This is a genomic window from Glaciecola sp. HA4-3 (assembly GCF_055693685.1).
In genome coordinates, this window is record NZ_CM146340.1 from 3,545,085 (window position 1) to 3,567,939 (window position 22,855).

At 39.7% G+C, this 22,855-nt stretch carries 26 protein-coding genes and 1 pseudogene; 17 read left to right on the top strand and 10 right to left on the bottom strand.

Features of this window, described 5'->3' with window-relative positions; genetic code table 11:
- Nucleotides 1-2: 2 nt before the first annotated feature.
- From ACZ1G6_RS16970 to ACZ1G6_RS16980, 3 genes are all read right to left on the bottom strand, one after another.
- Nucleotides 3-1,943, bottom strand: a complete 1,941-nt coding sequence (locus ACZ1G6_RS16970; protein ID WP_472617372.1) for a DUF1800 family protein — start codon at nucleotides 1,941-1,943, stop codon at nucleotides 3-5.
- Nucleotides 1,944-2,246: 303 nt separating this feature from the next.
- Nucleotides 2,247-3,341 (bottom strand): tetratricopeptide repeat protein, encoded by a 1,095-nt coding sequence (locus ACZ1G6_RS16975; protein WP_472617373.1) that lies wholly within the window; start codon nucleotides 3,339-3,341, stop codon nucleotides 2,247-2,249.
- Between the two features lie 109 nt (nucleotides 3,342-3,450).
- Nucleotides 3,451-3,723 (bottom strand): hypothetical protein, encoded by a 273-nt coding sequence (locus ACZ1G6_RS16980; RefSeq protein WP_472617374.1) that lies wholly within the window; start codon nucleotides 3,721-3,723, stop codon nucleotides 3,451-3,453.
- A 61-nt stretch (nucleotides 3,724-3,784) separates the two neighbouring features.
- Here ACZ1G6_RS16980 and ACZ1G6_RS16985 point away from each other — a divergent pair, with 61 nt between their 5' ends.
- From ACZ1G6_RS16985 to ACZ1G6_RS17020, 8 genes are all read left to right on the top strand, one after another.
- Nucleotides 3,785-4,351, top strand: coding sequence for an arsenate reductase ArsC (locus ACZ1G6_RS16985; protein WP_472617375.1), 567 nt, complete (start codon nucleotides 3,785-3,787; stop codon nucleotides 4,349-4,351).
- Between the two features lie 146 nt (nucleotides 4,352-4,497).
- On the top strand, nucleotides 4,498-4,989 hold the full coding sequence (locus ACZ1G6_RS16990; protein WP_472617376.1) for a hypothetical protein: 492 nt from the start codon (nucleotides 4,498-4,500) through the stop codon (nucleotides 4,987-4,989).
- A gap of 45 nt (nucleotides 4,990-5,034) precedes the next feature.
- Nucleotides 5,035-5,919: a fatty acid desaturase family protein gene (locus ACZ1G6_RS16995; protein ID WP_472617377.1), complete on the top strand. Its 885-nt coding sequence runs from the start codon at nucleotides 5,035-5,037 to the stop codon at nucleotides 5,917-5,919.
- 125 nt (nucleotides 5,920-6,044) lie between these two features.
- Nucleotides 6,045-6,749, top strand: a complete 705-nt coding sequence (locus ACZ1G6_RS17000; protein WP_472617378.1) for a DUF4919 domain-containing protein — start codon at nucleotides 6,045-6,047, stop codon at nucleotides 6,747-6,749.
- Nucleotides 6,750-6,774: 25 nt separating this feature from the next.
- Nucleotides 6,775-7,569: an MBL fold metallo-hydrolase gene (locus ACZ1G6_RS17005; protein WP_472617379.1), complete on the top strand. Its 795-nt coding sequence runs from the start codon at nucleotides 6,775-6,777 to the stop codon at nucleotides 7,567-7,569.
- A gap of 120 nt (nucleotides 7,570-7,689) precedes the next feature.
- Nucleotides 7,690-7,926, top strand: coding sequence for a TIGR02450 family Trp-rich protein (locus tag ACZ1G6_RS17010; RefSeq protein WP_472617380.1), 237 nt, complete (start codon nucleotides 7,690-7,692; stop codon nucleotides 7,924-7,926).
- A gap of 12 nt (nucleotides 7,927-7,938) precedes the next feature.
- The gene (locus ACZ1G6_RS17015) at nucleotides 7,939-8,976 is read left to right on the top strand and encodes an alpha/beta hydrolase fold domain-containing protein (RefSeq protein ID WP_472617381.1); all 1,038 of its coding nucleotides are present in this window, start codon (nucleotides 7,939-7,941) and stop codon (nucleotides 8,974-8,976) included.
- On the top strand, nucleotides 8,973-9,770 hold the full coding sequence (locus ACZ1G6_RS17020) for a TlpA family protein disulfide reductase (protein ID WP_472617382.1): 798 nt from the start codon (nucleotides 8,973-8,975) through the stop codon (nucleotides 9,768-9,770). The genes ACZ1G6_RS17015 and ACZ1G6_RS17020 overlap by 4 nt, the downstream gene beginning before the upstream one ends.
- Nucleotides 9,771-9,803: 33 nt before the next feature.
- Here the strand turns inward: ACZ1G6_RS17020 and ACZ1G6_RS17025 are convergent, their stop codons facing one another.
- Nucleotides 9,804-11,087: an NHL repeat-containing protein gene (locus ACZ1G6_RS17025; RefSeq protein WP_472617383.1), complete on the bottom strand. Its 1,284-nt coding sequence runs from the start codon at nucleotides 11,085-11,087 to the stop codon at nucleotides 9,804-9,806.
- A 178-nt stretch (nucleotides 11,088-11,265) separates the two neighbouring features.
- Here ACZ1G6_RS17025 and ACZ1G6_RS17030 point away from each other — a divergent pair, with 178 nt between their 5' ends.
- Both ACZ1G6_RS17030 and ACZ1G6_RS17035 read left to right on the top strand, forming a co-directional pair.
- On the top strand, nucleotides 11,266-12,348 hold the full coding sequence (locus ACZ1G6_RS17030) for a sensor histidine kinase (protein WP_472617384.1): 1,083 nt from the start codon (nucleotides 11,266-11,268) through the stop codon (nucleotides 12,346-12,348).
- On the top strand, nucleotides 12,345-13,100 hold the full coding sequence (locus ACZ1G6_RS17035) for a LytR/AlgR family response regulator transcription factor (RefSeq protein WP_472617385.1): 756 nt from the start codon (nucleotides 12,345-12,347) through the stop codon (nucleotides 13,098-13,100). Before ACZ1G6_RS17030 ends, ACZ1G6_RS17035 begins: the two co-directional genes overlap by 4 nt.
- A gap of 11 nt (nucleotides 13,101-13,111) precedes the next feature.
- On the opposite strand, the gene ACZ1G6_RS17040 is transcribed toward ACZ1G6_RS17035, so the two are convergent.
- The 5 genes from ACZ1G6_RS17040 to ACZ1G6_RS17060 all read right to left on the bottom strand — a co-directional run bounded on the left by ACZ1G6_RS17040 (nucleotide 13,112) and on the right by ACZ1G6_RS17060 (nucleotide 17,074).
- On the bottom strand, nucleotides 13,112-13,834 hold the full coding sequence (locus ACZ1G6_RS17040) for an alpha/beta hydrolase family protein (RefSeq protein ID WP_472617386.1): 723 nt from the start codon (nucleotides 13,832-13,834) through the stop codon (nucleotides 13,112-13,114).
- Nucleotides 13,835-13,915: 81 nt separating this feature from the next.
- Nucleotides 13,916-14,125, bottom strand: a complete 210-nt coding sequence (locus ACZ1G6_RS17045) for a penicillin-binding protein (protein WP_472617387.1) — start codon at nucleotides 14,123-14,125, stop codon at nucleotides 13,916-13,918.
- Between the two features lie 13 nt (nucleotides 14,126-14,138).
- A complete protein-coding gene (locus ACZ1G6_RS17050; RefSeq protein ID WP_472617388.1) occupies nucleotides 14,139-14,426 on the bottom strand; it encodes a TIGR03643 family protein in 288 nt (95 codons plus the stop codon).
- A gap of 67 nt (nucleotides 14,427-14,493) precedes the next feature.
- Nucleotides 14,494-16,671 carry an exonuclease domain-containing protein gene (locus tag ACZ1G6_RS17055; protein WP_472617389.1) on the bottom strand — a complete coding sequence of 726 codons (2,178 nt, stop codon included), beginning with the start codon at nucleotides 16,669-16,671 and terminating at the stop codon, nucleotides 14,494-14,496.
- Between the two features lie 91 nt (nucleotides 16,672-16,762).
- A complete protein-coding gene (locus ACZ1G6_RS17060; protein WP_472617390.1) occupies nucleotides 16,763-17,074 on the bottom strand; it encodes a hypothetical protein in 312 nt (103 codons plus the stop codon).
- Between the two features lie 115 nt (nucleotides 17,075-17,189).
- Here ACZ1G6_RS17060 and ACZ1G6_RS17065 point away from each other — a divergent pair, with 115 nt between their 5' ends.
- The 5 genes and pseudogenes from ACZ1G6_RS17065 to ACZ1G6_RS17085 all read left to right on the top strand — a co-directional run bounded on the left by ACZ1G6_RS17065 (nucleotide 17,190) and on the right by ACZ1G6_RS17085 (nucleotide 19,902).
- Nucleotides 17,190-18,317 carry a hypothetical protein gene (locus tag ACZ1G6_RS17065; protein ID WP_472617391.1) on the top strand — a complete coding sequence of 376 codons (1,128 nt, stop codon included), beginning with the start codon at nucleotides 17,190-17,192 and terminating at the stop codon, nucleotides 18,315-18,317.
- Nucleotides 18,318-18,440: 123 nt separating this feature from the next.
- Nucleotides 18,441-18,632, top strand: coding sequence for a zinc ribbon domain-containing protein (locus ACZ1G6_RS17070; RefSeq protein ID WP_472617392.1), 192 nt, complete (start codon nucleotides 18,441-18,443; stop codon nucleotides 18,630-18,632).
- 17 nt (nucleotides 18,633-18,649) lie between these two features.
- Nucleotides 18,650-19,314, top strand: a pseudogene (locus tag ACZ1G6_RS17075) (flavin reductase family protein).
- Entirely contained in the window at nucleotides 19,298-19,423 is a 126-nt protein-coding gene (locus ACZ1G6_RS17080; protein WP_472617393.1) for a hypothetical protein, read from the top strand. Before ACZ1G6_RS17075 ends, ACZ1G6_RS17080 begins: the two are co-directional and overlap by 17 nt.
- Before the next feature lie 188 nt (nucleotides 19,424-19,611).
- Nucleotides 19,612-19,902: a high-potential iron-sulfur protein gene (locus tag ACZ1G6_RS17085; protein WP_472617394.1), complete on the top strand. Its 291-nt coding sequence runs from the start codon at nucleotides 19,612-19,614 to the stop codon at nucleotides 19,900-19,902.
- A gap of 77 nt (nucleotides 19,903-19,979) precedes the next feature.
- Here the strand turns inward: ACZ1G6_RS17085 and ACZ1G6_RS17090 are convergent, their stop codons facing one another.
- Nucleotides 19,980-21,581, bottom strand: a complete 1,602-nt coding sequence (locus ACZ1G6_RS17090; protein ID WP_472617395.1) for an amidase — start codon at nucleotides 21,579-21,581, stop codon at nucleotides 19,980-19,982.
- A 364-nt stretch (nucleotides 21,582-21,945) separates the two neighbouring features.
- Here ACZ1G6_RS17090 and ACZ1G6_RS17095 point away from each other — a divergent pair, with 364 nt between their 5' ends.
- Nucleotides 21,946-22,356: a delta-class carbonic anhydrase gene (locus ACZ1G6_RS17095; RefSeq protein WP_472617396.1), complete on the top strand. Its 411-nt coding sequence runs from the start codon at nucleotides 21,946-21,948 to the stop codon at nucleotides 22,354-22,356.
- Entirely contained in the window at nucleotides 22,316-22,720 is a 405-nt protein-coding gene (locus ACZ1G6_RS17100; RefSeq protein ID WP_472617397.1) for a delta-class carbonic anhydrase, read from the top strand. The genes ACZ1G6_RS17095 and ACZ1G6_RS17100 overlap by 41 nt, the downstream gene beginning before the upstream one ends.
- Nucleotides 22,721-22,855 lie beyond the last annotated feature (135 nt).

The following is a 22,855-nucleotide window of genomic DNA, read 5'->3' on the forward strand; positions in this document are numbered from 1 at the left end:
AGCTAAGGCCGATAAAAATTAAATACAGACGGTGCACCAAATGGTCTTTGACCCAATGCTGTAGAGGGACTAGCAGCACCGCGCAGTCTTGTTTCAGATGCGCTATCGACATTGGCTAATTTAAAGGCTCTGCCCCAATGCACAAACCGAAGGACAGGTTCGCGGATTTTGCCATCTACTGATTCGGCAACTGAGGAGTCTGGCTCATCAAATAAGCTTGGCTCTAGTAAAATCGCAGCTAGTGTTGACTCTAAGTTGCCGCGCTGGCCATCACCAAAGGTAATATTGTTATCTGAAACAAATTCACCGGTCTCAAATGCCATGGCCACACGTTCAACATAATCGGCTTGTGGACTACTAGCGGTAAAACGTTGTATGAGCTGGCGAGCAATAAACGGCGCAACATTCGGGTGTTCAAAAATACCGTCAATGGCTAAACCAATTGTTGTTGTGCCATCAGTGTCAGCAGCAATACTGGTTGATAAAAAGTTTTTCTCTAAGCTTGAATGATTGTTTTCATTCATTTCCATTGGTGAGGTATGAACAGCCACAGTGTCACCCAAACTCGTATCATAACGAAGGCCTGTGAATACTCTTGCTAAATTAACAATATCGTCATTGTCATAAGTCTCAATCGCTTCACCATTTTCAAGTTTTGCTTCGCCGTTCATCTGAAGTTCAACAAGACCAATTGAAAACAACTGTAAAATTTCACGAGCGTAGTTTTCATCTGGTAAACGCCCTGTGCGCGGGTCGCCTTTGCGGTTGTTGATATATGTTAAGTATCTTCCCATAATTGGCGCATAAGTAATATCTGTAAGGATGTCTTTATAATTACCAAATGCATGCTTACCCAATTGGTCTAGATAGTATGCTTCACGGTGGGCTTGTCTGGCGTCATTTTCTGTTGCGACAATAATTTGTGATAGAGCAAATAACATACGTTGTCGTAAAATATCGTCTGCACTAAAAGCATTATCCCAAAATAACTCTAAATGATAACGATAAGTTGAAGTGCGTGAAAACCTTCGTTCAGGGCCATCTTGTATCATTAATCGTGGCTGTATAGCTTCTAAATAAGACTGGTAAGGCATAGCAAATTGTGCAGCTAACCAATCAGCAGCATCGGTATTTACCATTGCTTCAAGCTCTTGCATCGATGCCCCAAAACCCGCAAATGACATAAAGCGTTGCGCCGTATTGATATCTTTTATTAAGCTTGATGATTCATCTGATACTATAACAACCAAAGTTGCGGTAGCTTCAAGGCCGCCATCATCTATAGCAACGACGTCAAGCACATAACTACCGCCACTTAATCTGCTTAGGGCATCATTAGATGCATCCCACTGATAAGGCGCTTGAGTATCTTGGGATACTAATTCGCCATTAATCGATAAACTGACCGATACAATTTCACCGTCACTGTCTTGAGCATCAACACGCACTGATAAGTCAGAACCATTCTCAAGTTCAACAGATGCGCTAGGATTGATAAAGCTTACTGATGGCGCAACATTTGGTGCCTCAGATACCGAAACGCTTTGCGTTATCGTTGTTTGATCACCATCATCATCGGTGACGACCGCGCTAAGTGTATAATCACCTGAATTAAGTGATTGTAAAGCGCTAATAGGGTTAGAGCTACTGTGTACCCACTGATAAGGGCTTTGAGTATCCTCGCTAACCAAAGTATCGTTGATAAACAGTGCTACTGAGGCAACTTCGCCGTCTGAATCGCTAGCATTAACTTCAACGTCAAGGTTTGATCCAAAATCAAGTGTTGTTCCAGTGGTTGGCAATACAAACTCGGCACTTGGTGGTGTGTTGGCTACTGGTATTTCAGGGCCCGGTGCAGGAGGCTCTGGCTCACTGTCACTGCCACCACAACCAGCCACTAGCAAAAACAACGCTAAACTACTTAACTTAGAAACCTTTAACATTTTTAATGACTCTTTCTATGGGATTAGGGTAAGCAAAGATCCTGCATATCAAGTAAGCGCGGATGCAGTATTGCTTTAACACGTAAGAATGCTTTGCGTAAAGTCAATTGTCAACGCAAATCCTTTTTTCCTGCGCTCATAAAGCGTGATGGGGTATTCAACAAGCAATTGGGCTGTAAACTATTCATTACATAAAATCTAAGTCTGGCTTAAGTACCTGTTTTAAAAATATAAAACGCTAAACTTTAACACTATCTAAAACTTATATGGGTAGTTATTGCTAGTTATACTTACTAATAGATTTTAGTTGGTTTTTTGTTTCAATTTTGCAAGTGCTAATACGACTCGTGGATCGATTACGTCATGCGATGACCATTTGATGGCATTATTTAACAAAAATTCAGCAAAGGCCGTGTTTCCTTTTTTTGCCATAAACAAACCCACGTCGATATTAACTCGTAAATCTAAGGGAAACGCTTGGTATAGTCTTTGAGCATATTCATCTGCCTTATCCATATTTCCTAATTGAGCATGAATTTGAAACACCCTACGCAAAGAAAAGATTTGAGGTTTAATTTCAATACTTTTCTCGAACAAATCCAGTGCTTCACTCAAGGCCTGCTTGTCTAAGGTTTTAACATTTTTGTCTGCATACCTAAGATTGAAAAAATATTCGCCCATAAAAAAGAGGGTGTCGTAGTCAAGTTCACTGCTGTCCTTGATTTTTGCCATCAGTTTCATTGCTTCTGATTTGTCACCCTCAAGCGCTTTCAATGCGGCCAATCGGGCCAAGGAGGTAGGGTCTAATGACTCAGCACCTTTTAGTAATAGAGATTCAAAAAGTGTACTGTTTTTCGAAGGTACTGCGCTGGCTAACGCCGAATAACTTTCACCGATACTCAAGGCTGTTTGTTCGACCTCGATGTTTTTATCTGGAATAGGCAACTTGACGCCAGATATATTTGGTCGTTTAGCATATGTTCTCAATTTAAGTTTGAGCTCATCAATGCTTATATCAAATGCTTGATTAAAGGCATCAATGCCAATTACATCTTTTTGTTGCAATGCCAACATCTTGTTTAGTTGTGTATTGTAATTCTCAAAACCATTGCGACCACTGAGCATAAAAAAGCTTGTAACTAACCAAGACGCCGCGTACAAACGGGCGTTATCTTGCGGGTCGCTTTCGTATTGTGTGGCATTAAAAAGTGTCTCGAGATCGTACATCTTTGTGTAGCGCAGTGTATCAGCCCTTCCTTTTGGAAAGGAACCAAGAAAAATATTGTCTTTCCCCACTCGAAGAGAACTAAAAAAGTCAGCTATGCCTTCACTATACCAAAGTGGTTGTTTGGGACCGTTTACACCACGTTGAAAAAAGTGAATATACTCATGAAACAAGGTTTCATATTGTGATGTACCGCCAGTTGAGTGAGGTGCGACAACAATAAATGGACCATTGTTTTAGGTGCTGTAGAAACCAATTATTGACCTATTGCCAACAAATTCGTCAAACAGGCGTTTCGTGTCGAACTGGTAAATAGTGAGAGTCGGTAACGATAGACCTTAGTTGAAATTTCAATAAGTCTTTAAGGGTTGCTGCGAAAATCTCTAGCTTTTGGAGTTGCTCCAATGCTTTTGTTTCTTCGTCGTCGGTATACAAAACATAGTTTTCAGTTTCATACTTTGTCCACGCTTGAGTAATCTCAAACGCATATGCAACAGTACTTGTGAAAAACAGGAAAACTACGATTATCAGGACTTGAATTTTACTGAATCTCATATATCTAATCCGTGTAAATTATGAGTGCTATATCTATCGTGTAGCAAGGCTATCAAGGCTTATGTTCGATGTAAAGGAAGTTACTTGCGAAGCAATGTCATATTCGCGTAATCTTTATGGTATCTACTTAGTTAACTTATTTCTGTGGACCATTACAGTGTTAAAAGTACTTTATATTTGCACGCACAATCGCTGCCGAAGCATATTATCAGAAGTTATAACCCAACACGAATGTGATAATGTTATTGCAAAAAGTGCAGGTAGTGAGCCATGCGGTGAAGTTCATCCTTTGTCGATTAAATATCTACAAGAGGCTGGATATCAAACTGCAGGTCTTAACAGCCAGTCATGGGATGAGTTTGTCGATTTTAATGCAGATGTTGTTATCACAGTGTGTGACAATGCCGCAAATGAAACATGCCCAGTTTGGTTTGGTGATTCGCTACGTCTACATTGGGGGCTTGTGGACCCTAGCAAAGTTAAGGGCACTGATCTTGAAATCCGTCAGGCTTTTGAACGATGTATTGCGATAATAAAAACCAGAGCACACAAGCTGAATAGCATAGCTGGTCAAGGTTTATCAAAAAGGGATTTAGCCAGTGCCTTACTGGAGATTGTGGATGTCTAATAATAGTAATTTATTAGTCAATGAATAGCGATATAGCAATCATGGATATACCCTGTAGATTAAGAATGCTCGTTCTTTATTATAAAATATGTTGTGTTTTACTTGCTTTGGTAATTAGTGGCTGTAGCAGTATACCTGTTTCTACAATGATAAAATTTGCGGGATTTCAGACGCGTGATCTTATAGATATACCGGCTGATGATTTACGAGTGAAAACGCAACTTGATGGTGGCTTGGGCATTGATGCAAGCAGCACTAACTTAACCATTACTTTGACCGATGAGACAGGGGCTCGACAATTTTCGTTTGCGCTTGAAAAAATCTCTGATGCATGGTCATTCACTCAAGAAACTTGGTTTTCTTCATCAGTCAAAAGGCACGATAGCTTATTTAAACTATCTCCTGCTGGCATAATTGCATATGAGGCTTTACAAGCAGAGCTATCGAAAGGTTCAAAATATGAATACTCCTTTAGAGTCTCAAGTACCTTTGAGTGGGCAGAAAATGAACAAGACTATGAAACAGTTAGCCAAAATGCGCAGTTTTTAACAATATGGATTAAGTTATCCCAAGATGAACCGTTCATTGCATTAATAGAAGAAGCCGAATTAGATCTAGATTGGTCGCCACAAGATTAAGTCATAATGATTCTTTTTTTGCGTAATATTTGTTAGGGTTATTGTATGCAAAACATTCATCAATATTTACCAAAGCAAGTCTTACAGGACTTACGGAAACGTTCAAATTTGAGCGCGCTTATGATGGTCTTTGTTAACATTGCTTTAATTGTATTTGCTTTCACACTTGCTATCACCTACCCAAATATTTTAACCATTTTGTTTGCCGTTGTTATTATTGGCGTTAGGCAGCTTGGACTGGCAATATTAGTGCATGATTGCAGTCATAATGCTTTGTTTACTCAAGCTCGGGTAAATGATTTCGTAGGGCACTATGTGTGTGGTTCGCCAATTAATATGTCTTTGCATTCGTATCGGCAAACTCATAATGCTCATCATCGATATACAGGCAGTGACAAAGATCCTGACTTAACCTTAATCAAAGGTTATCCGGTGAGTCGCGCCAGTTTAGCTCGGAAATTCACGCGTGATTTAATCGGGCTCACAGGGCTTAAACTGATGGCTTTTAGGATGAAAACAATCAGTCTGAGTACGACACGATGGCTCATATTTCACTGTGCACTTTTAGCCCTTTTTGTTTATCTAGGTCATGCATGGGCATATGCTTTGTGGTGGGCTGCTGAGTTATTTGTATTTCCGATTGTGGCTCGGATTCGTCACATTGGCGAGCATGGCACCGTTACCGATCGCTTGTCAAAAGACCCACGTGATAATACCAATACCACATTGGTTAATTTCGTGTCTCGTGTATTCATTGCTCCGAACTATGTTAATTATCATGTCGAGCATCACATGGTGCCAAATATACCGCCTTACCATTTACCAAAAATGCACAATTACCTTCGAGAGTCTGGTTTTTATGATGATCATCAATGCTTACGAAATGGCTATATCGATGCTTTGAATAAGTCATTATCATCTGCTAAGTAAGTCTTTATAAGAATATTTATTCTTATTAAAGCGATGAGTAATTTAACTTGAATCAGTACACAAGATCGTACAAACATAATATACTTTACTGTGTGTCAGGTATAAAACTGTGCAGCGAGGGAGTTATGCGAAATATCTTAAAATCTGCAATATTAGTATGCATTGTTGCAGTGTTGGGAGCTTGTGCCACAGCGCCAGACAAACAAGCGCAATCTGACAATACACAACTTAATAATGTATTAAACTATCAAGCCGCTGATAATGATTACCAACTAATCGTTCAAAAAATCAAAGACAATAAAGCGACGTACCAAGATTTTGATGACATCCTACGGCTTTATCCGCTTACATCGATGTACAACCCAAGTAGTGACCAAGAGCAAACTACTCGTTTATTGTCTCAAAATTTTATGGAGAACAATGAGTGGGACGAATGTATCTCAATAAACGAAGTATTGTTAACACTTAACTATATTTCGTTAACTGCGCATTATGGTGTAGCGGTTTGCGCGTTTGAAGTGGGTAATATTGACTTAGCTGCTTATCATAATGAATTACTTGATATGTTAATTGAAGCGACTTGGCGTACTGGCGATGGCAAAACGCCTCAAACACCTATTTATATTACAAGCTTAAGTGACCTTTATGCCTTTATTCAGTTACATCAAATGGTTGCAGTAGGGCAGTCCCTGCAATATGTGGATGACCTTCCAGTGCAAGCGATTGAACTTAGGGCGCCAAATAAAGCAAACACAGAAACTTGGTATTTTGATCTTGTCCCGCAGTTTAGAAAAGCGCTTATTGACGACATCGAAGCTAAAAACAAATGAGCGCCAAACAATGGAAAGGCTAAAAATGAGCAATGTTTATATGTGTATTCTCGTAGTGGTTTTATGCATAACTAGTGAGCAAAGTTATGCTCATGAACCCAGCGCAAAGTACATTGCTAACGAATCAGTCTTAATTGAAAATGGACGAACAAAAGTTCTTTTTGACCCTTTTTTTCATAATGACTATGGCATTTATCAATTAGTTGCTGATAAAACCCTTGCATCTATATTTGCCGGTGAGGCGCCTTTTAACGACTTAACCGCGATAGTGATAAGCCATGCTCATGGCGATCATTTTGCGGCTGATTTAATGCTTGAATATTTGACTAAGTTTCCTAATACCGTTTTATTTGCGCCTAAACAGGCGACGGACGAACTAATCGCATTGCCAGACGCCAAAAAAGTAACTTCACAATTGTTCCCTATTGATTTGGCTTTTAACCAAGCTGCAAAAACCCTAAGTTATAAGGGTCTTATTGTTGAAGGTGTCAGAATACCTCACGCTGGCTGGCTAAGGCGCGCTGATATACAGAATCTTATATTTAGAGTTACATTATCGGACGAAAATAAGCACCCTATCACCGTTATGCATATGGGTGACGCGGACCCTGATGATAACCATTATTTGCCATTTAAAGAACATTGGCAGGCGCGTACAAGTGATATGGCGTTTCCTCCGTATTGGTTCTTTTTATCAATGGAAGGCAACTATATTTTAGATGAGCTTATTAATGCAAATCAGCACGTTGGCGTACATGTGCCAGTTGAAATACCTAAATTATTAAAACAAACTGATAAAGACTATTTTTCTAATCCTTAGTGAAAGTCGTCCTATTTCTGTACCACACAAGCACTAAGTTTTCATTAACAGGTCAAGCTTGATCGCGTTTGGATGCACTTGCGTAAAGAGGCTTATGGTTTTGAATAAAGTGTATTGTATGTGAATCAAGTATCACCGAAAAAGTTGCTACACACCAAATGGACAGCTCAATCTGTATTGAAAGAGCAAATGTCTATGCGCAAAAAAGAAAAGCACTTTAGTGTCGTGTTAGTTAAATATGACGATGATGGGAATGTTATCGAATGTAAAACTGAGTCAGTCATGTCAAAGCGTCGATTCGATATTCAATGGCGAGATCTTAAAAACCCGAGTTTGTGGAAGCAAGGTTGGCAATAAGGAGCGACAAACATGAGTAAAATCAAAAATGATCCGCGCATCGACCCCCGAATCAAAGCGGTGTTTGGTAAGGTTAGTTTTAGCGGTTCAAATGATGTTGAAAGTCGACAAGCGGCGCTAGAAGCCGCCAATTCTGAAAGAGCAAAAACAGCAAGAAACATGGTCAAAGCTTTTTTGGACACTTGTGATAATGAAGATGTTGCTCCAAGTACAGGAATGACGGTTAGCCATAAAACACTAATATCAGCGCCCGATGGTAACGCAATCAATATTCAGTTTATTCGTCCAGACAACGATAGCGTAGTACCTTGTATTTATTACATTCATGGCGGTGGTATGGCGACAATGTCTTGCTATGATGGCAATTACAAAGCATGGGGGCGCATCCTCGCAGCTCAAGGTGTGGCAGTTGCAATGGTTGATTTTCGTAATGCTCTTGTCCCCTCTTCTGTACCTGAAGTAGCCCCCTTCCCAGCCGGTTTAAATGATTGTGTGTCAGGAATAAAATGGCTTAGTCAACACAGTGCTGAGATGGGAATTGATGCGAAAAGAATTGTCGTGGCAGGTGACAGCGGTGGTGGAAATCTTGCCATTGCATCTGCCTTAGTGTTAAAACAACAAAAACGTTTGTCGCTTATCAGCGGTATTTATGCGCTTTGTCCCTATATTGCAGGTAGCTGGCCAAACCCGCAAAGCCCCTCGTCGACGATTAATAATGGCATTCTATTAGATTTACATAATAACCAAGCGGCGATGATTTACGGGATTGAAGCATTTAATCAGCGTAATCCACTAGCATGGCCAGGGTTTGCTGATGAAAACGATCTAAAAGGATTAGTTCGCACAATGATAAGTGTAAACGAATGCGATCCCTTGGCAGATGAAGGGATAAATTTTTATCGAGCGCTTTTGCGAGCAGGAGTGCCAGCGAACTGTCGACAAGTAATGGGGACTATCCATGCAACTGAGATTTTCCCAACTACATGTCCGGAAATCAGTTTAGAAACAGCTCGAAGCATGGCGAATTTTTGTAAGGAAGTGGCCTCATGACATCTGTAAGCCTTGGCATAGTCTCTTTTACAGTATGGCCGGTTCTGCTCATTATCAGTATTGTCATTGGTGTTATTGTAACTTTGATTTCAGCTAGGAAGCACCAAGGCAATGCTTTGGGGGCACTGACAGTATTTTTGTTATCTGGTTTAGTGGTAGGGCGAATTGTATATATTGTTCGTTTTAACGAAAGTTATAACAGTGTGAGTCAATTTGTCGATATCTTTGACGGTGGCATCGATTATACAGCCGCTTTGCTTATGTCTTTAGCTGTGTTGATTGTTCAACAACTTAGGACGAAGCAGCGTAAACCCATGTTTGTTGGTGTATTCACAATGATTGGGACATATGCCTGTTTTAGTTTTTTGATTGCGGTGGCAAGCTCCCATGCAGTCATTCCAGATAGTGACTTTATGACGCTTGATGGCAAAGTAGTAAAAATAAGAGATATCAGCCAAGACCAAGCAATTGTCATGAATTTGTGGGCAAGCTCTTGTGACCCCTGTATTCGAGAAATGCCTTTGTTAGTTCAAGCCGAGCAGCGCTATCAAGACATTACGTTTATTTCACTTAATCAACGCGAAACGAGTGAGAGAATCGCCTTTTTTATGCAACAACATGAATTGAATTTTGAACATATCTTGATCGATACTCAAGGTGAGATTGCTGAAAATAAGGGAATTTTTAGCTTCCCTGTTACTTTGTTTTTTGACGCGCAAGGGCAGCTTGTCTATAGCCACAATGGCGAATTGTCACAGCAAAGTTTACAAAATGCGATTGAGCAATATCTATAATTACTCAATCGCTTCATTTGTTATTCGCGCAATTTACAATCGTTGCCTTCTTGCACAACACAGTAAACTTAAAATAATCAGAACAAAAATATTGGTAGATCCTCCACTTGAGCTCACTGGCGGTGTAGGTGTTACAACCGGATCAGGATTGGGCTGCGCGGCAACAGCACTCACGGTAATACGAAAACCTTGAGTTACTTCATCACTACCATCGTCTAATCTGGCGCTTAGGTTTATGACAGTGCTGGTTGTTTCAGAAACGCTAGTCCCTGATATTGTATCAACGCCATCAAAAGTGACCCATTGCGGCATATTGTCAATTTGTAGACTTAGTGGGTCACTGTTGGGGTCTTCAAAAATAAACTGATGTGAAAAGTCGGTACCACCATCAATATTTATTGCGTTATCGCTGGTAAAATAAGGCCTGATTTGATCAACATTAGGGTCGGCAATCACTAAGCGCCTGACATGGTCATTTGTGACAAAGTAAATTTGCGTTCCCATATTGCTAATGGCTAAGCCAATAGCACTATTCATTGTGGCAATGCTCACAGGGCCATCTTGCACACCGCCATCGGTGCTTTGCAATATAGTTTGACTGGTGCCATCCATATTGATTGAAATTATTGAATTGGTGTTAGTTCCTGTGGCATAAAATAACTCATTAGTATCATCAAACTGTAAAAAAGAAATCCCTGGAAGGTTGGTGCTTGCAAATAGACTCACGATGCCGGTTTGCGTGACTTGGTATATATCACCTGAGCCATAGCTTGTGACGTAAATATGATCACTATTGTCCAAACAAAGACTCGATACATTTGTTAGGGCTTGAACTTTAGCTACTTGAGATTGAGAACCATCAGCGCTTAATCGAGTAATAGTAGTGGGGCCGTTAAAGCTACTGACATACAAGTCATTATTACTATCCCAATCAAGAGCGATGGGTTCATTGACGCCAGCGGCGAAGATAGTTTCATTGCCTTGATCATCAATTTTGATTACCTGAGAGGTATTATACAAAGCAATATACATATTACCTTGGTCATCAAACCTTATACCAGCAGGGCCTCGATTATTATCATTTAGAACCAAGGTGCTTGTGCCGTCTAACTGCACTTTATAGACACGTCCGTTATTATAATTTGTTGCGTAAATTTCATTATTATATACCGTTACCCCATCTCTGGCGGATACGTCAGCGATTGTTTCAACAAAAGTATCTGCGTGTGTCAAAGGTGACAAAAGTATTGTTAATACGAGTAATAAAGTAGTAGTAATATTATGGTGTTTAGAACAAAGCGTACTTGCTGTTTTCATGTGTGGTTCCCTTTTTGTAAGTGCCAGATAATCCTTAAATGAATCGAAATTGTGAACAACAGCTTTGTGATAAACACCCAGAAATATAGTGACTAATCAACTGATAATTGTGAGTAAAATGTACTAGCATTGCTGGTCGTAAAACATTAAATAAGAAGTAAAAAAGGAATAAATATCAATGTTAAAAACCTTAATGTGGGCCCTACTCGCATGGACCTGTGTAGGCGCCTTGCACGCTTTATCGAGGTACTCTGATATTGTTAAATACGGCGTAAGCGTCGAGTTTGGAATGCGTGAAGTTAGTCTTTATATACTGACTTATTCGTTATGGATAATAGTGACAGCTTTTCTTTTGAAAGCCATGAAATCGCTTTCTTTCCCTTTTGCAATTTTTCGAATGTTAACACTTTTTGTTTTAACCATGGTCGTGTGGTTACCTTTTTATTTTGGCGTTGAATACTCCATTGGAACGCTTATTGAAGGAGGTGGCTTAGAGCAATGGATAGGCAAATTTAGCCAAACAAGTAATTCGGTGATTTTCTTTTATATGGTTATCTATGCGATGACCTTTGTCGCTTGCTTGGGCTTAACATTGTCTGAACAAACGCGCTCAGCGCAACAACGAAATGCAAGCTTAGAGCAAGAGCGTATTGAATCTGCATTGCGACTAGCTCAACAGAACATGCAATTGATGCAATCCCAATTAAGTCCTCACTTTTTGTTTAATTGCATGAGTGCTATCAGTGCGCTGGCTAGAACGGGTGAAAGCGCAAGGCTAATTGAGGCCATTGCTAAGGTGGGTGACCTATTAAGATTTACCATTGAATACTCAAGCGAAAATATAATCACCCTTAACGAAGAACTTGATTTTTCAAATAATTATATTAGCTTACAGAAATTAAGGTTTCAGGAGCGCTTTAATTGTCATCTAGACATTCACGAATTAGATAACGATGCAATGTGTCCGCCGTTTACTTTACAGTTGCTTTTAGAAAATGCATTTCGACATGGCGTTGAAACCACAGAAGAAACCGTTGATATACACGTTGATCTTGCTCAACATGGGAATGAAATCGAGATATGCGTCAGTAATTCATTGATAAGTGGCTCACTGACCAATAGAAATAGTGGATTAGGATTAGAGAATTTGTCTTCACGCATGGCGCATTTATACCCAAATTGTTTTAGCTTACGGAAAATAAAAAGCGATGATAAATTTGAAGTGTGCTTAAGGTTTCCTAAACAAATAGTGCTTTTATGAGCTATCGAGTTTTCATTATAGATGATGAGCCTATGGTCAGGGACAACCTAGTGCATAGCATTACTCAACATGCAAAATGGCAACAAGTCCATACATTCCCATCAGGTAAGTCTTTGTTGATGGACATTCACAGACTAAAACCGGATGTAGTGTTTCTAGATATCAATATGCCGGGACAAAATGGCATTGAATTGGCTAAACACATAATTGCACTCAAAGCACCACCGCTTATTGTTTTTGTGACTGCATTTTCTGACTATGCGGTTGCTGCCTTTGAATTATATGCAATGGACTATCTATTAAAACCGTTTGATGATGCTCGTATTACTCAGTGCTTACAAAGGCTCGAAAAGGCTTTTGAAGACCAAGAAACTCATAGTGGAGCGCTATCAACTCAAGTTGCATGGAGTGAGACGAAGCCATTAGACAATATTCTCATCAAATCAAGCGCCAATTTGCGCATTATTCCAACCGCAAGTATCATTTGGTTAGCCACAAATGGTAATTATGTTGATATTCACCATGAGCAAGGAAAGCATCTTCTAAGAGGCTCATTAAAGCATTTGATGACATGCCTGTCGCTTAATGTATTTATTCAAATCCATAGAGGATATGTCGTCAAGAAGTCACTAATACGTGAGCTAAGAACAACAGGCGATGAGCAAGTTAGTGTTGTGTTAGCAAATGATGTGGAATTGCCGGTTGGTAAGTCGTTTTATAAACCGCTAATAATAGCGCTACAACAAGGCTAAGTATTGACTATTTAGTCATTTTTAAGCGCTTGTAGCACTTCTTGCCAAACTTGATAATCAAAACCCATACCTAAATGACAGGCTTTCACTTCGACATGTTTTACGTTTTTTGACAGTTTATCAATACTGGCACTCCAATGCACAATACCATCATTTTTGCTGTATATAGCAGTAATAGATTGAGTAATAGGTATTTTATCTAGTTGCTTGATTTCTTTTGCAATCCAATCCACATCCACACCAAGTCGTTTAAAGCGCCAAGCAACAGCTGTGTATTTGGGACCACCGACGACCGGGGAGCCAAACGTGACTACTTTTGAAATATGTTGAGGTAGAGCCCGCGCAACCTCTCTGGCTATATAACCACCTAAGCTCCATCCAACAAGCGCAATTGGTTTGCCTATGTGTTCCGACAATCTTTGAGCGTGTTGTGCAGCTTTTGAGCAAAGATAAGCAACGCCCCATTCATTTTTGTGGATAGGCCTGCCATCAGGGTGTTCGTTGGGTTGCCAGTCAATGGTAATATCGCTTTTAGTGAATCGCCTGTTAAAACCTGCATCATTGACACCAAGACCCCAATCATGAGTAGTATGTCCATGGCGATTCAAAAATTTACTCATGGGTTTAAAAAAACGCCCATCGACACCTAGCCCTGGAATTAGCATGATGTGCTGCCCATCACCTTTTAAATGATGAAGTGTCTTAGACGTTCTTGGATGTAAAAGTGTGGCCACGTCTTTTAATGCGCCTAGCTCTTTTATAAGTGTCCGTTTTTTTGGTGGGGTAGGAGTAATGTTCAAGTATTGCTGTACTTACTAATAACAAGAGTTGGGGGTAGAGTCAGGATTGATATCCCCTGATACTTCGTCAGGATCCACATCATTGTCAAGCAAAACACCTCTTACAAATTCGACCTGCTCGAGTACTCGTTGGTAATCGTCACCATACTCATATTTTGTTACCTCAATAGCTTGAGGCATGAAAGTAAAAGCTATTTTTAGGGCTTGCAATTCGTCTTGGCTCATTAAATAAGTACCTTTAGCGCTTTCTAACAGGTTTATATTGGGTTGAACAGTAGCCTCTTGATACGTCAGGGCTGCGTAACTTTAAATGTTTAGTTTTACGGCCGGTGACGCGCTCGCGCCAATTATTGAATGTTTTACGTTTTATACTAGCGCGCATCAGCTCAATCACTTGTGGCTCTTTTAGGCCATAGAGCCTTTCGATTGCTTCAAAGGGTGTACGGTCTTCCCATGCCATCTCAATAATTCTAGAGTGTTGCTGCTCATCTAGGTTGTGTTTTTTAGCAACTTTATTTGTATTCATAATATAGGACGTAACATGTAATAAATTAACTCAATCTTATTTAAAACGAGTATTAAGCTTAAATGGATTATTGAGTTGCCGTTTTTGCTGACTTTTGTATGTCAATTCGTGCATGATTAACCAAGCTTAATAACTCGCTGGCGGCAACGGCATCAGACATCGCCCTGTGATGGCGCTGCATGTCGATATCAAAATGCTTAGTCAGATTAGCCAAAGAATAACTTGCTAGCCCTTTATAGTATTTTCGCATTTGTTGTACGGTGCATAACTTTGGTCGTTTAAACGCTTGTCCTAATTCAGCGAACTCAGATTTGATGAAACCATAGTCAAAGTTGACATTATGGGCAACAAATACACAGCCTTGAGTAAAGTTATCGATTTGAGATACAAGATCCCCAAAAACAGGGGCATCACTGACCATTTCGTCGGTGATGCCGGTAAGACGCGTGATCATACTAGGTATGCGACGTTGCGGATTGACTAAGCTTTGCCACGTATCGACAACCTCGTGATTAATGACTTTTACCATGCCTATTTCAGTGATTTTATGATAACCGTTTCGCCCGCCTGTGGTTTCGATATCAACAACGACGTATGCTTGGGATGGGTCCACAATATAATCGACAGTCGTAATGCTGACATCATATCCACAGGCTTGAAGATGTTGAATTTGGCATAGTTGGTTTTGGCGTAAACTATCACCTTCTCCTTTGACTTCTTCAAAGCGAAGCTTGCCTTTTGATAGAATCATTAAATCAGGATAACCGTCATTATGCAGTTGATAGTTTTGTGCAATATATAAGAGCTGTTTTTTCAGTGCATCAAGATTACTATGTTTTATAAGTATGCTAAGAATATCCAGCATATTCGCACGCCAGCTAACAATAGATTGACTCTTTCCAAAATGCCTAGCGGCATTTTTTGTGATGTGCTCAAGCATATCTTGATTGCTTTGAATTGCATCTAGTATTTGCTCAATATCATCTTTGGCAATATCAATAAAGTTGTGATGCTTAATGCTTGCAGGTAAGTAATCAAAGGGCGTTGCTAGGCCAAATCCTTCTTTATCAAACAAGGGCGACCAAAACACCAAACCAAACAAATTATTCCAGATATAGTTTTCCGTTCGCCAAGCTTGCTCGCCACGAGCGTGATAATAATCAACAACACCTCTCTCAACTTGTCCTTTATATAGCTCATCTATCGATATATGTTTGGTATTGTTGCGCAGCATGTCAGTTAACACACTGGTTCTCTTTTTTTGATATTTACGCGCTAAAAAATCATGGGCAAACTGCAGCAAGGTATCACTTTGTGGTGCATCTATAATTGAATTTAAACGCGATTCAACCGTCTCTAATTGACCTAACTTATGTGCTTGTCGGCACCAGAATTCAGCAGCAAGTGGATGCTCAATATGCTCGACGATCGCGATTGCTTTATGGGCGTTAAATTCGAGCATAAGCTTTGCTAATCGATAACAGAGCTTTCCATGTAAGCTAATTGCTTGCTGGCCAACTGGCTGACGAACGTGTTTATATAAGCCTTCAATTTCCTGTTCGCAAAACTCTTTTGTGTGTTTAATTTTGTGCAAACTTTGCTGCAACTCAAAACAACTTGTTGCTTCTTCTATACACATAAAACGAGCTTGCATATGAGCTTGGTCTTCTCTTGTGCGCATAAGGCCTAAGTCTCGCATCGAAAACTGATTTAATTTGCCTTTAAGATGCCCAAAATATAGAAATAAAAAGTACTCGATAATCGGGTCGGTATTGCGCCTTACATAATGTTGACAAATCGGATGCTGAGCAATGTCAATTGGGTCAAGCGTAATGCACGCTTGCAAGCAAAACTCTTTGCTTGCAGAACGACTAATAGTGTCAGAATTCGGTGGTTGGCAGTCTTTATGAATTGTTTGAAGCTCAGGCTTTGTTAGTACGTTCAATAGATCCTTTGCATGGCATTGCGTGATGTCTGTCAGACAATTTACTTGATTCAATGTCTTTAATAATTCACTTACATTAGGTAGTTCATCAAAACGCAAGCTTGTGCGTTTTATTACCGGATATTTTCGATTAATCAACCGAACCAACATGCATTGCTCATGATGGCTTAGCTTGAAAAAAGTGTTGATAAATTGCTCGTGCTTAGCGCTTAATAAATGCGCGTTAGGCCCTCGAATAAAGTCTAAAAACTCAACAAAGTGTGTGTGATAATAAAACGTGGGAAGCTTTGCAAGCGCCATTTATTATGCCTTTCATTACGTTAACTGGTTAAATGTACAGTATATCGAAAGGTCTTACTAGCGCTTTTTTCGCTAAGGCAATTTAAGTTCATTATTGTACTCGTTGTTTACTTAACCAAATGAAATGTGTGGCTAAAACCGGGTCGATTTTTATGCTAGCAAGCGTATTTACCTTCTTTGCCAGTGTCATCTCGTCATATGTTTTATGAATGAAAACATGGCACTGTCGGCAAATATCGATACCTTGTGCTAAATCGCTTTTACTGAAATTTTTCTTAAAGAACTTACGCCGATGCATCTTTTTTGGAATCAAATGATGAAAGGTCAAATCGGTCGTGCGCGAGCATAATGGGCACTGGCCGCGTCGGGCACGCTTTGGGTATTTTGCTGTGTGAGTAGTCATAAGTAGACTATACGCATGGGTTTAGGCATTAGATTAAGCTTGAATTTATGTAATCGATTAAATATTGTACTACTTATGCCATATTACGTATTACAACAAAAAACAGGGACGCACTATGCAACTATCACAAAAACTTATTCAATTGCTCATAATAATAATAGTCGGTTTGTTTAGCAGTGATTCACTGGCCAATATCATCCAAAACAATAATCACCCATTTTATATACAGATAGACTGTTACCGTTCACATTCATTACAGAATGCTGGCACGGCGAATAAATTGACACTTAGGCTGCTTGATGCGAATAAAAAGCTTGTAAAGATAGGCGATACAAGTGGCCCAGCTTCTTATGATTTATATATTGATAATAGTGCCTGTCGACAACGTGCAGTCGATATTGTAGATCCTCTTGGCGCAGTCAGCATTGCTCAAAAGGTTCGTGTTTTAAATAGAAACACAGCAGTTAGATACGTACAAATACAGACCGATGGAGATGATGCGTTTTGGTTAGACCGCTTATTGTTAACATTGGGCGAAGATGACACCCAAGGGCAAAGTTTTGGCGTCAACAATGGTAAAGGCTACTGTTTATCCACAGATTCAAATGATGCCAATGGAAACTGGCGAGAATACGTTGACCAATGCACACCTTGCTATACTTTTGATTTGCAAACTGGAAAGTCTAATACAAGTTGCCAATACGAAGACACTGAAAAAGAAAACAGTGTACCCAGCCAGTTATTTGAAATAGATTGTTATAGAGACAGTGATTTTACCAATGCTGGTACCAACAATAACATTGAAATTGTCTTTTTAGACGAAGATAGAGTCGTAATTGACTCAAGTAATAGTATGGGGTCGTATCAAACACGCAGGCAACGTTATTTCGCACCAATTACAGATAACATGTGTGAAAACAGTAGCCATCAAGGAGATCTTACAAAAATAGTGAGAGAGTTTGAATTGGTCAGAGCAAAAAAAGTCGCGTTTGTTCAAATTCGCAACGAGGGACAAGATGCGTTTTGGCTTGATCGCATAAGGTACCATAGCACTGCCGAATTCAATCCCAGTGATTGGATGACTTGGGGAGTTAATGGTGGCAAGGGTTATTGCTTGTCGACTGAATCCGAAGATGCAAATGGTGGTTGGAGAGAATATGTAGACCGCTGTATACCCTGTGTTGAATTTGATATGTCACAAAACCATAAAGTAAGAAATAGCTGTCCAAATTATCGATACTAAACATCATTTACAAGCCGCGAGTGTTTTTCTTTACGCGATTTAAGCGGCTTTATCTTTAATGTCAATCCAATGTAGCTTATCCACAGTATACACTTTAAGACTAATAAACTCGGAGTAGCTTAAATGAGTTTGTCTCGAGCGGAGCGTTTTGAATGTCCGTATTGTATGACTATCAACGATATTGAAATTGATGAAGAAAATGACTTAGGGCAACAACAAATTGTAGATTGTCAGATATGCTGTTCACCCATTGAAATCACAATTATTGATAATGGATTTACCCTCGAAATCATCGCCCAGACAGATGATGAGTAAAAAAATGGATAAAACTGATGCCAACTAAAGTGTTTAGTGAACAGTCGATAGCGCAATTACCACAGCGATATCGCGCAAACTTTATCAATAGCTTGTCGGGATTTAAAAGTGCTAATTTAGTCGGCACGACTAGTGTCGAAGGTGTGAATAACCTTGCAATGATATCATCGGTATTTCATGTGGGAGCAAATCCCCCCTTTTGGGCATGATTATGCGACCTCATACGGTTGTGCGTGATACTTTAGAAAATATTAAACGCACTGGTGCATATACTATTAATCATGTGCACGTGGATATGCTAGAAAAAGCGCATCAATGTTCAGCACGCTATCAAGCTAATGAGAGCGAATTTGACGCAGTTGGATTAACGCCTCGCTTGTCGTCCATGGTAAATGCTCCTTTTGTTACTGAATCAAAGCTAAAAATAGCCCTAGAGCTTGCTCATAACAGTGTTATCGAACTCAATCAAACTGAACTTGTGATAGGAAAAATAGTTGAAGTTGAATTAAGCCAGAGTTTAATATTGGAGGATGGGTATATCGACATAGAAATGGCAAACAGTGCAGTGGTCTCATGTTTGGACAGTTATCACAGTACCAAACGTGTTGACCGTTTTAGTTATGCGAAACCTGAGCTAGCAATAACATCAATATGGAACGACAAAGATGATACCGAATCTTGATCAACTACTAATCGTATGTGGCATCGCCATTTTAGGCGTTGCACTTATTATGTGGCTGGTATTAAAAATACCTACCGACAGCGGTGATGAGTCAGACGAGGAAAATTAGTGTTCAGTTTTCTTAACACAAATCAATTTTCTTTGAAGAGATCCTTTACAAACCATAATTTATTGCGCACAGTATAAGTAGCACAACGTTTTTCTTTGCCAAAGGCCTGCCCAATTCGCAGGCCTTTGTCGTTTCTAGCGTTTAGTTAAAAAGAATTATTATCATTTGCATTATAAAAAGGAAACAATATGAAATCAGTAAACCGTCGTGACTTTTTGAAATTATCGGGTACAGGTTTAATCGGTTTAACGCTTGGTGGCGTGGCTTTGCGAGCAAATGCACAAGAGAAACTCGCTGAAGATGATCCTACTGCAGTTGCGCTTAAGTACGTTCATGAATCTCCGGTTGAGGGGAATTATTGTGAAAATTGTATGTATATCCAAGGAGAAGATGGTGCACAATGGCGCCCGTGTGCGATATTCACAGGAAAAGTGGTAGCAGCGAAAGGTTGGTGTTCTGCTTGGCTGAAAAAGCAATAATAGTTATTCGTTAATGAAAACCAGCCTAGTTAAAAAGCGTGGCTGGTTTTTTTATTGCTATTACATCCAATATTACCTTAATTTCTTTGTAATGCTTCAGACAGCGCGGGATGCTCGAACGCACTTTGCGAATAGCCTAGGTTGATTTTCTTGTTTGAGGCTTGTTCATATTGATATGCAAGATTTAACAACACGCCATCGCTAAAGGCAGTTCCCATAAAACTCACATTAATCGGTAAACCCTTCATGGTGCCCATTGGTACGCTAACATGAGGATAGCCTGCAATGGCAGCTAAATATCCTGCACCTGCAAATCCACCTGCAAAGCTATCACCATAAACTGCATCAATTAAGAATGCGGGTGTTTGAGATGGTGCAACTAAAGCATCTACGTTGTACTGTTTTAATAACTTATCAATACCATCATCACGCGTTGCTTTAGATAAGCGCTGACGAATCTTGTTATAGTCTTTGTCATATCCTGTTGTTACTTGTGATTGTTCAAACAGCGACTGTCCAAACAAAACGAGTTGACGAGGGTCTTTCAAATTAAATGCGATAAGTTGTTCAAGTGTTCTTACTTGAACAGCCTTTGCACTGTTGGCTAAATAATGATTAAGCTCAATCTTAAACTCTGTCAAAAGCAAAGAAAGGCTGTCATCCCAGAAACCATCTGGAAGTTCAAAAGCGTCTATTTCAACCACTTCCACGCCCAGATCTTTAAGGATATTTAATGCATTATTAAGGCTAGCTTGTATATCTGTGTGTCGAGATTGGGTAGATCGTAGAACACCCACTCGTAAACCAGAAATATCTTGGCCAAGGAGGCTCGCATAGTCAGCTTTTTTGTCGTCGGCCATTTGAGTCGCTTTATCAAACTCATCAGTGCCTGCCATAATACTTAACATAATAGCTGCATCTTTGACTGAATGAGTCATGGGGCCGGCTGTATCTTGTGTCACCGAAATGGGCACTATATGTGTCCGCGAAACTAGACCAACGGTCGGTTTTACGCCAACAATACCATTCATCGCGGCAGGGCAGATAATCGACCCGTTGGTTTCCGTGCCGATGGCAAGTGATGCAAATCGTGACGCTATGGCAGCACCAGATCCGGACGATGAACCGCATGGCGTTCTATCTAAGCTATGGGGGTTCCGTGTTTGCCCACCTATTGCGCTATATCCACTGATTGAGTCGTTATCTCTAAAGTTAGCCCATTCTGACAAGTTGGTTTTACCTAAAATGATGGCTCCTTGCGCCTTTAGCCGAGCAATTAGAGGAGCATCACGATTAGTATTATTGTTGGCTAGGGCAAAAGAGCCTGCAGTAGTTGGAAGCTCACTGGTCTCAATATTATCTTTGACTAAAATAGGTAAGCCATGAAGTGGCCCTAAAAATGTGCCTGCATCAGCCATTAAATCGAGTTCTTTGGCTCGCTCAAGTGCATTAGGGTTAAGCGCGATAATGGCTTGGATTTGCGGTCCATTCTTATCCATCTTCTCGATACGTGCTAAGTAAGCTTGTACGAGTGTTGCCGAAGACAATTGCTTTGTTTGTATTAATTGTGCTTGTTCATGCGCATTTAAAGCTAAAACATCATTAGCCGTTTGCTTCGCACCTACTTTATAAGTAATTAAGCTTATACAAATTAATATTCCTAATGTTCGTATCAGCATATATATTCCCGTTTTATTGTTTTGTGAAATGGTAAGAGCCAACCCCACTTAGTGCTAAAAGTGATGCAAATAGCACTAAATCATACATCGTAAAAAACTGCTAAAAATAAGGATTGATCAATTAAAAGTTGATAATAAGGGTTATATTATAACATTTCTTATTTGTATGCTGTTGTTTTCTATAGGCAATTCAATAAAAGAAATGAAGAGTCAAAAAGTAATTCATTAGACTGATATGCAATTTCAGAGTAAATTATGTTTTTTTATTACAAAGTGATCTATCAAGCGACAATCCATTGATAATACTTCTCGTAATTATATCTTGCACACACATTAACGTAATTTTTATTTGTAAGGAATAAATATGAAGAAAATTCTAACTACCGGTTTATTAGCCGTTGCGAGTTTTGGTTTAGCAGCACAAGAAGTATGCGAAGGTTATGGTCCTCAGACACCACGGGATATTGATTCTTTAGGTGGTACTAACTCTGTCATTTTTTCTAAAGCACCACCTGCAGAACAAATGAATTTGTGTAATATTCATTTCCATAAAAATGCTGAACACAAAGCAAAAGACTTTTCTATTTTCGCCGGTAGTGGTGATTTTGGTGGTTATAAATGTGGTATTGGTGAAACCCTTACCAAAGCTGAGTTAAAAGCACCTTCTGGCGATGTTTGCGGTGGTTTGAAGCCTGGCGACACAATTGAAATGCATTGGGTACATACATCTTGTGATGTCGCGCCAGGCTACAGGCTTAGGTTCATGCTTATCTGACAAATGCGCAAACCCAGATTTACGTGTTGAAACTCAGGTGTTTACACTAGTTAACGACGCTAACGCGATGGACTTCAATGATATGGGCTACGATGGCAATGAAGTTAATGGATACCATCAAGCTAAAATGATCCCAGACACAACAGGCGCTCCTGTTGAGTTTTTAGGATCAACGACTGGACCTAGCTTTACTCAAGCGACTTGTTCACCTTTACAAGTTAGCTGGTCTGTACGCCCTCAGTGCGCAAAGTTAGACATAAACAGTCTAGCAAAATGGTGTGAAAGTAATGAATTTGACGAAGCTAAAGCACACGGTGTTCGTCAATTAGTGACTGATAAACGTTTGTTATCTCATATTCACTAAGCATATTGTGATGGAAAAAGCCCAGCATATGCTGGGCTTTTTTATGTAATTGTATCTAGTTAATTCGCTTTGAGCCGATATCATAGGGACGTTAACGAGAGTTTTTAATATGTCTTCAAATAATTTAAGTTGTAT

What these genes read in the sequence shown, in the direction of transcription:
- ACZ1G6_RS16970 (WP_472617372.1), bottom strand. Translation starts at nt 1,943, where the DNA reads ATGTTAAAGGTTTCTAAGTTAAGTAGTTTAGCGTTGTTTTTGCTAGTG.
- ACZ1G6_RS16980 (WP_472617374.1), bottom strand. Translation starts at nt 3,723, where the DNA reads ATGAGATTCAGTAAAATTCAAGTCCTGATAATCGTAGTTTTCCTGTTT.
- ACZ1G6_RS16985 (WP_472617375.1), top strand. Translation starts at nt 3,785, where the DNA reads ATGTTCGATGTAAAGGAAGTTACTTGCGAAGCAATGTCATATTCGCGT.
- ACZ1G6_RS16990 (WP_472617376.1), top strand. Translation starts at nt 4,498, where the DNA reads ATGATAAAATTTGCGGGATTTCAGACGCGTGATCTTATAGATATACCG.
- ACZ1G6_RS16995 (WP_472617377.1), top strand. Translation starts at nt 5,035, where the DNA reads ATGCAAAACATTCATCAATATTTACCAAAGCAAGTCTTACAGGACTTA.
- ACZ1G6_RS17000 (WP_472617378.1), top strand. Translation starts at nt 6,045, where the DNA reads ATGCGAAATATCTTAAAATCTGCAATATTAGTATGCATTGTTGCAGTG.
- ACZ1G6_RS17005 (WP_472617379.1), top strand. Translation starts at nt 6,775, where the DNA reads ATGAGCAATGTTTATATGTGTATTCTCGTAGTGGTTTTATGCATAACT.
- ACZ1G6_RS17015 (WP_472617381.1), top strand. Translation starts at nt 7,939, where the DNA reads ATGAGTAAAATCAAAAATGATCCGCGCATCGACCCCCGAATCAAAGCG.
- ACZ1G6_RS17020 (WP_472617382.1), top strand. Translation starts at nt 8,973, where the DNA reads ATGACATCTGTAAGCCTTGGCATAGTCTCTTTTACAGTATGGCCGGTT.
- ACZ1G6_RS17025 (WP_472617383.1), bottom strand. Translation starts at nt 11,087, where the DNA reads ATGAAAACAGCAAGTACGCTTTGTTCTAAACACCATAATATTACTACT.
- ACZ1G6_RS17030 (WP_472617384.1), top strand. Translation starts at nt 11,266, where the DNA reads ATGTTAAAAACCTTAATGTGGGCCCTACTCGCATGGACCTGTGTAGGC.
- ACZ1G6_RS17035 (WP_472617385.1), top strand. Translation starts at nt 12,345, where the DNA reads ATGAGCTATCGAGTTTTCATTATAGATGATGAGCCTATGGTCAGGGAC.
- ACZ1G6_RS17045 (WP_472617387.1), bottom strand. Translation starts at nt 14,125, where the DNA reads ATGAGCCAAGACGAATTGCAAGCCCTAAAAATAGCTTTTACTTTCATG.
- ACZ1G6_RS17050 (WP_472617388.1), bottom strand. Translation starts at nt 14,426, where the DNA reads ATGAATACAAATAAAGTTGCTAAAAAACACAACCTAGATGAGCAGCAA.
- ACZ1G6_RS17055 (WP_472617389.1), bottom strand. Translation starts at nt 16,671, where the DNA reads ATGGCGCTTGCAAAGCTTCCCACGTTTTATTATCACACACACTTTGTT.
- ACZ1G6_RS17060 (WP_472617390.1), bottom strand. Translation starts at nt 17,074, where the DNA reads ATGACTACTCACACAGCAAAATACCCAAAGCGTGCCCGACGCGGCCAG.
- ACZ1G6_RS17065 (WP_472617391.1), top strand. Translation starts at nt 17,190, where the DNA reads ATGCAACTATCACAAAAACTTATTCAATTGCTCATAATAATAATAGTC.
- ACZ1G6_RS17070 (WP_472617392.1), top strand. Translation starts at nt 18,441, where the DNA reads ATGAGTTTGTCTCGAGCGGAGCGTTTTGAATGTCCGTATTGTATGACT.
- ACZ1G6_RS17080 (WP_472617393.1), top strand. Translation starts at nt 19,298, where the DNA reads ATGATACCGAATCTTGATCAACTACTAATCGTATGTGGCATCGCCATT.
- ACZ1G6_RS17085 (WP_472617394.1), top strand. Translation starts at nt 19,612, where the DNA reads ATGAAATCAGTAAACCGTCGTGACTTTTTGAAATTATCGGGTACAGGT.
- ACZ1G6_RS17090 (WP_472617395.1), bottom strand. Translation starts at nt 21,581, where the DNA reads ATGCTGATACGAACATTAGGAATATTAATTTGTATAAGCTTAATTACT.
- ACZ1G6_RS17095 (WP_472617396.1), top strand. Translation starts at nt 21,946, where the DNA reads ATGAAGAAAATTCTAACTACCGGTTTATTAGCCGTTGCGAGTTTTGGT.
- ACZ1G6_RS17100 (WP_472617397.1), top strand. Translation starts at nt 22,316, where the DNA reads ATGTCGCGCCAGGCTACAGGCTTAGGTTCATGCTTATCTGACAAATGC.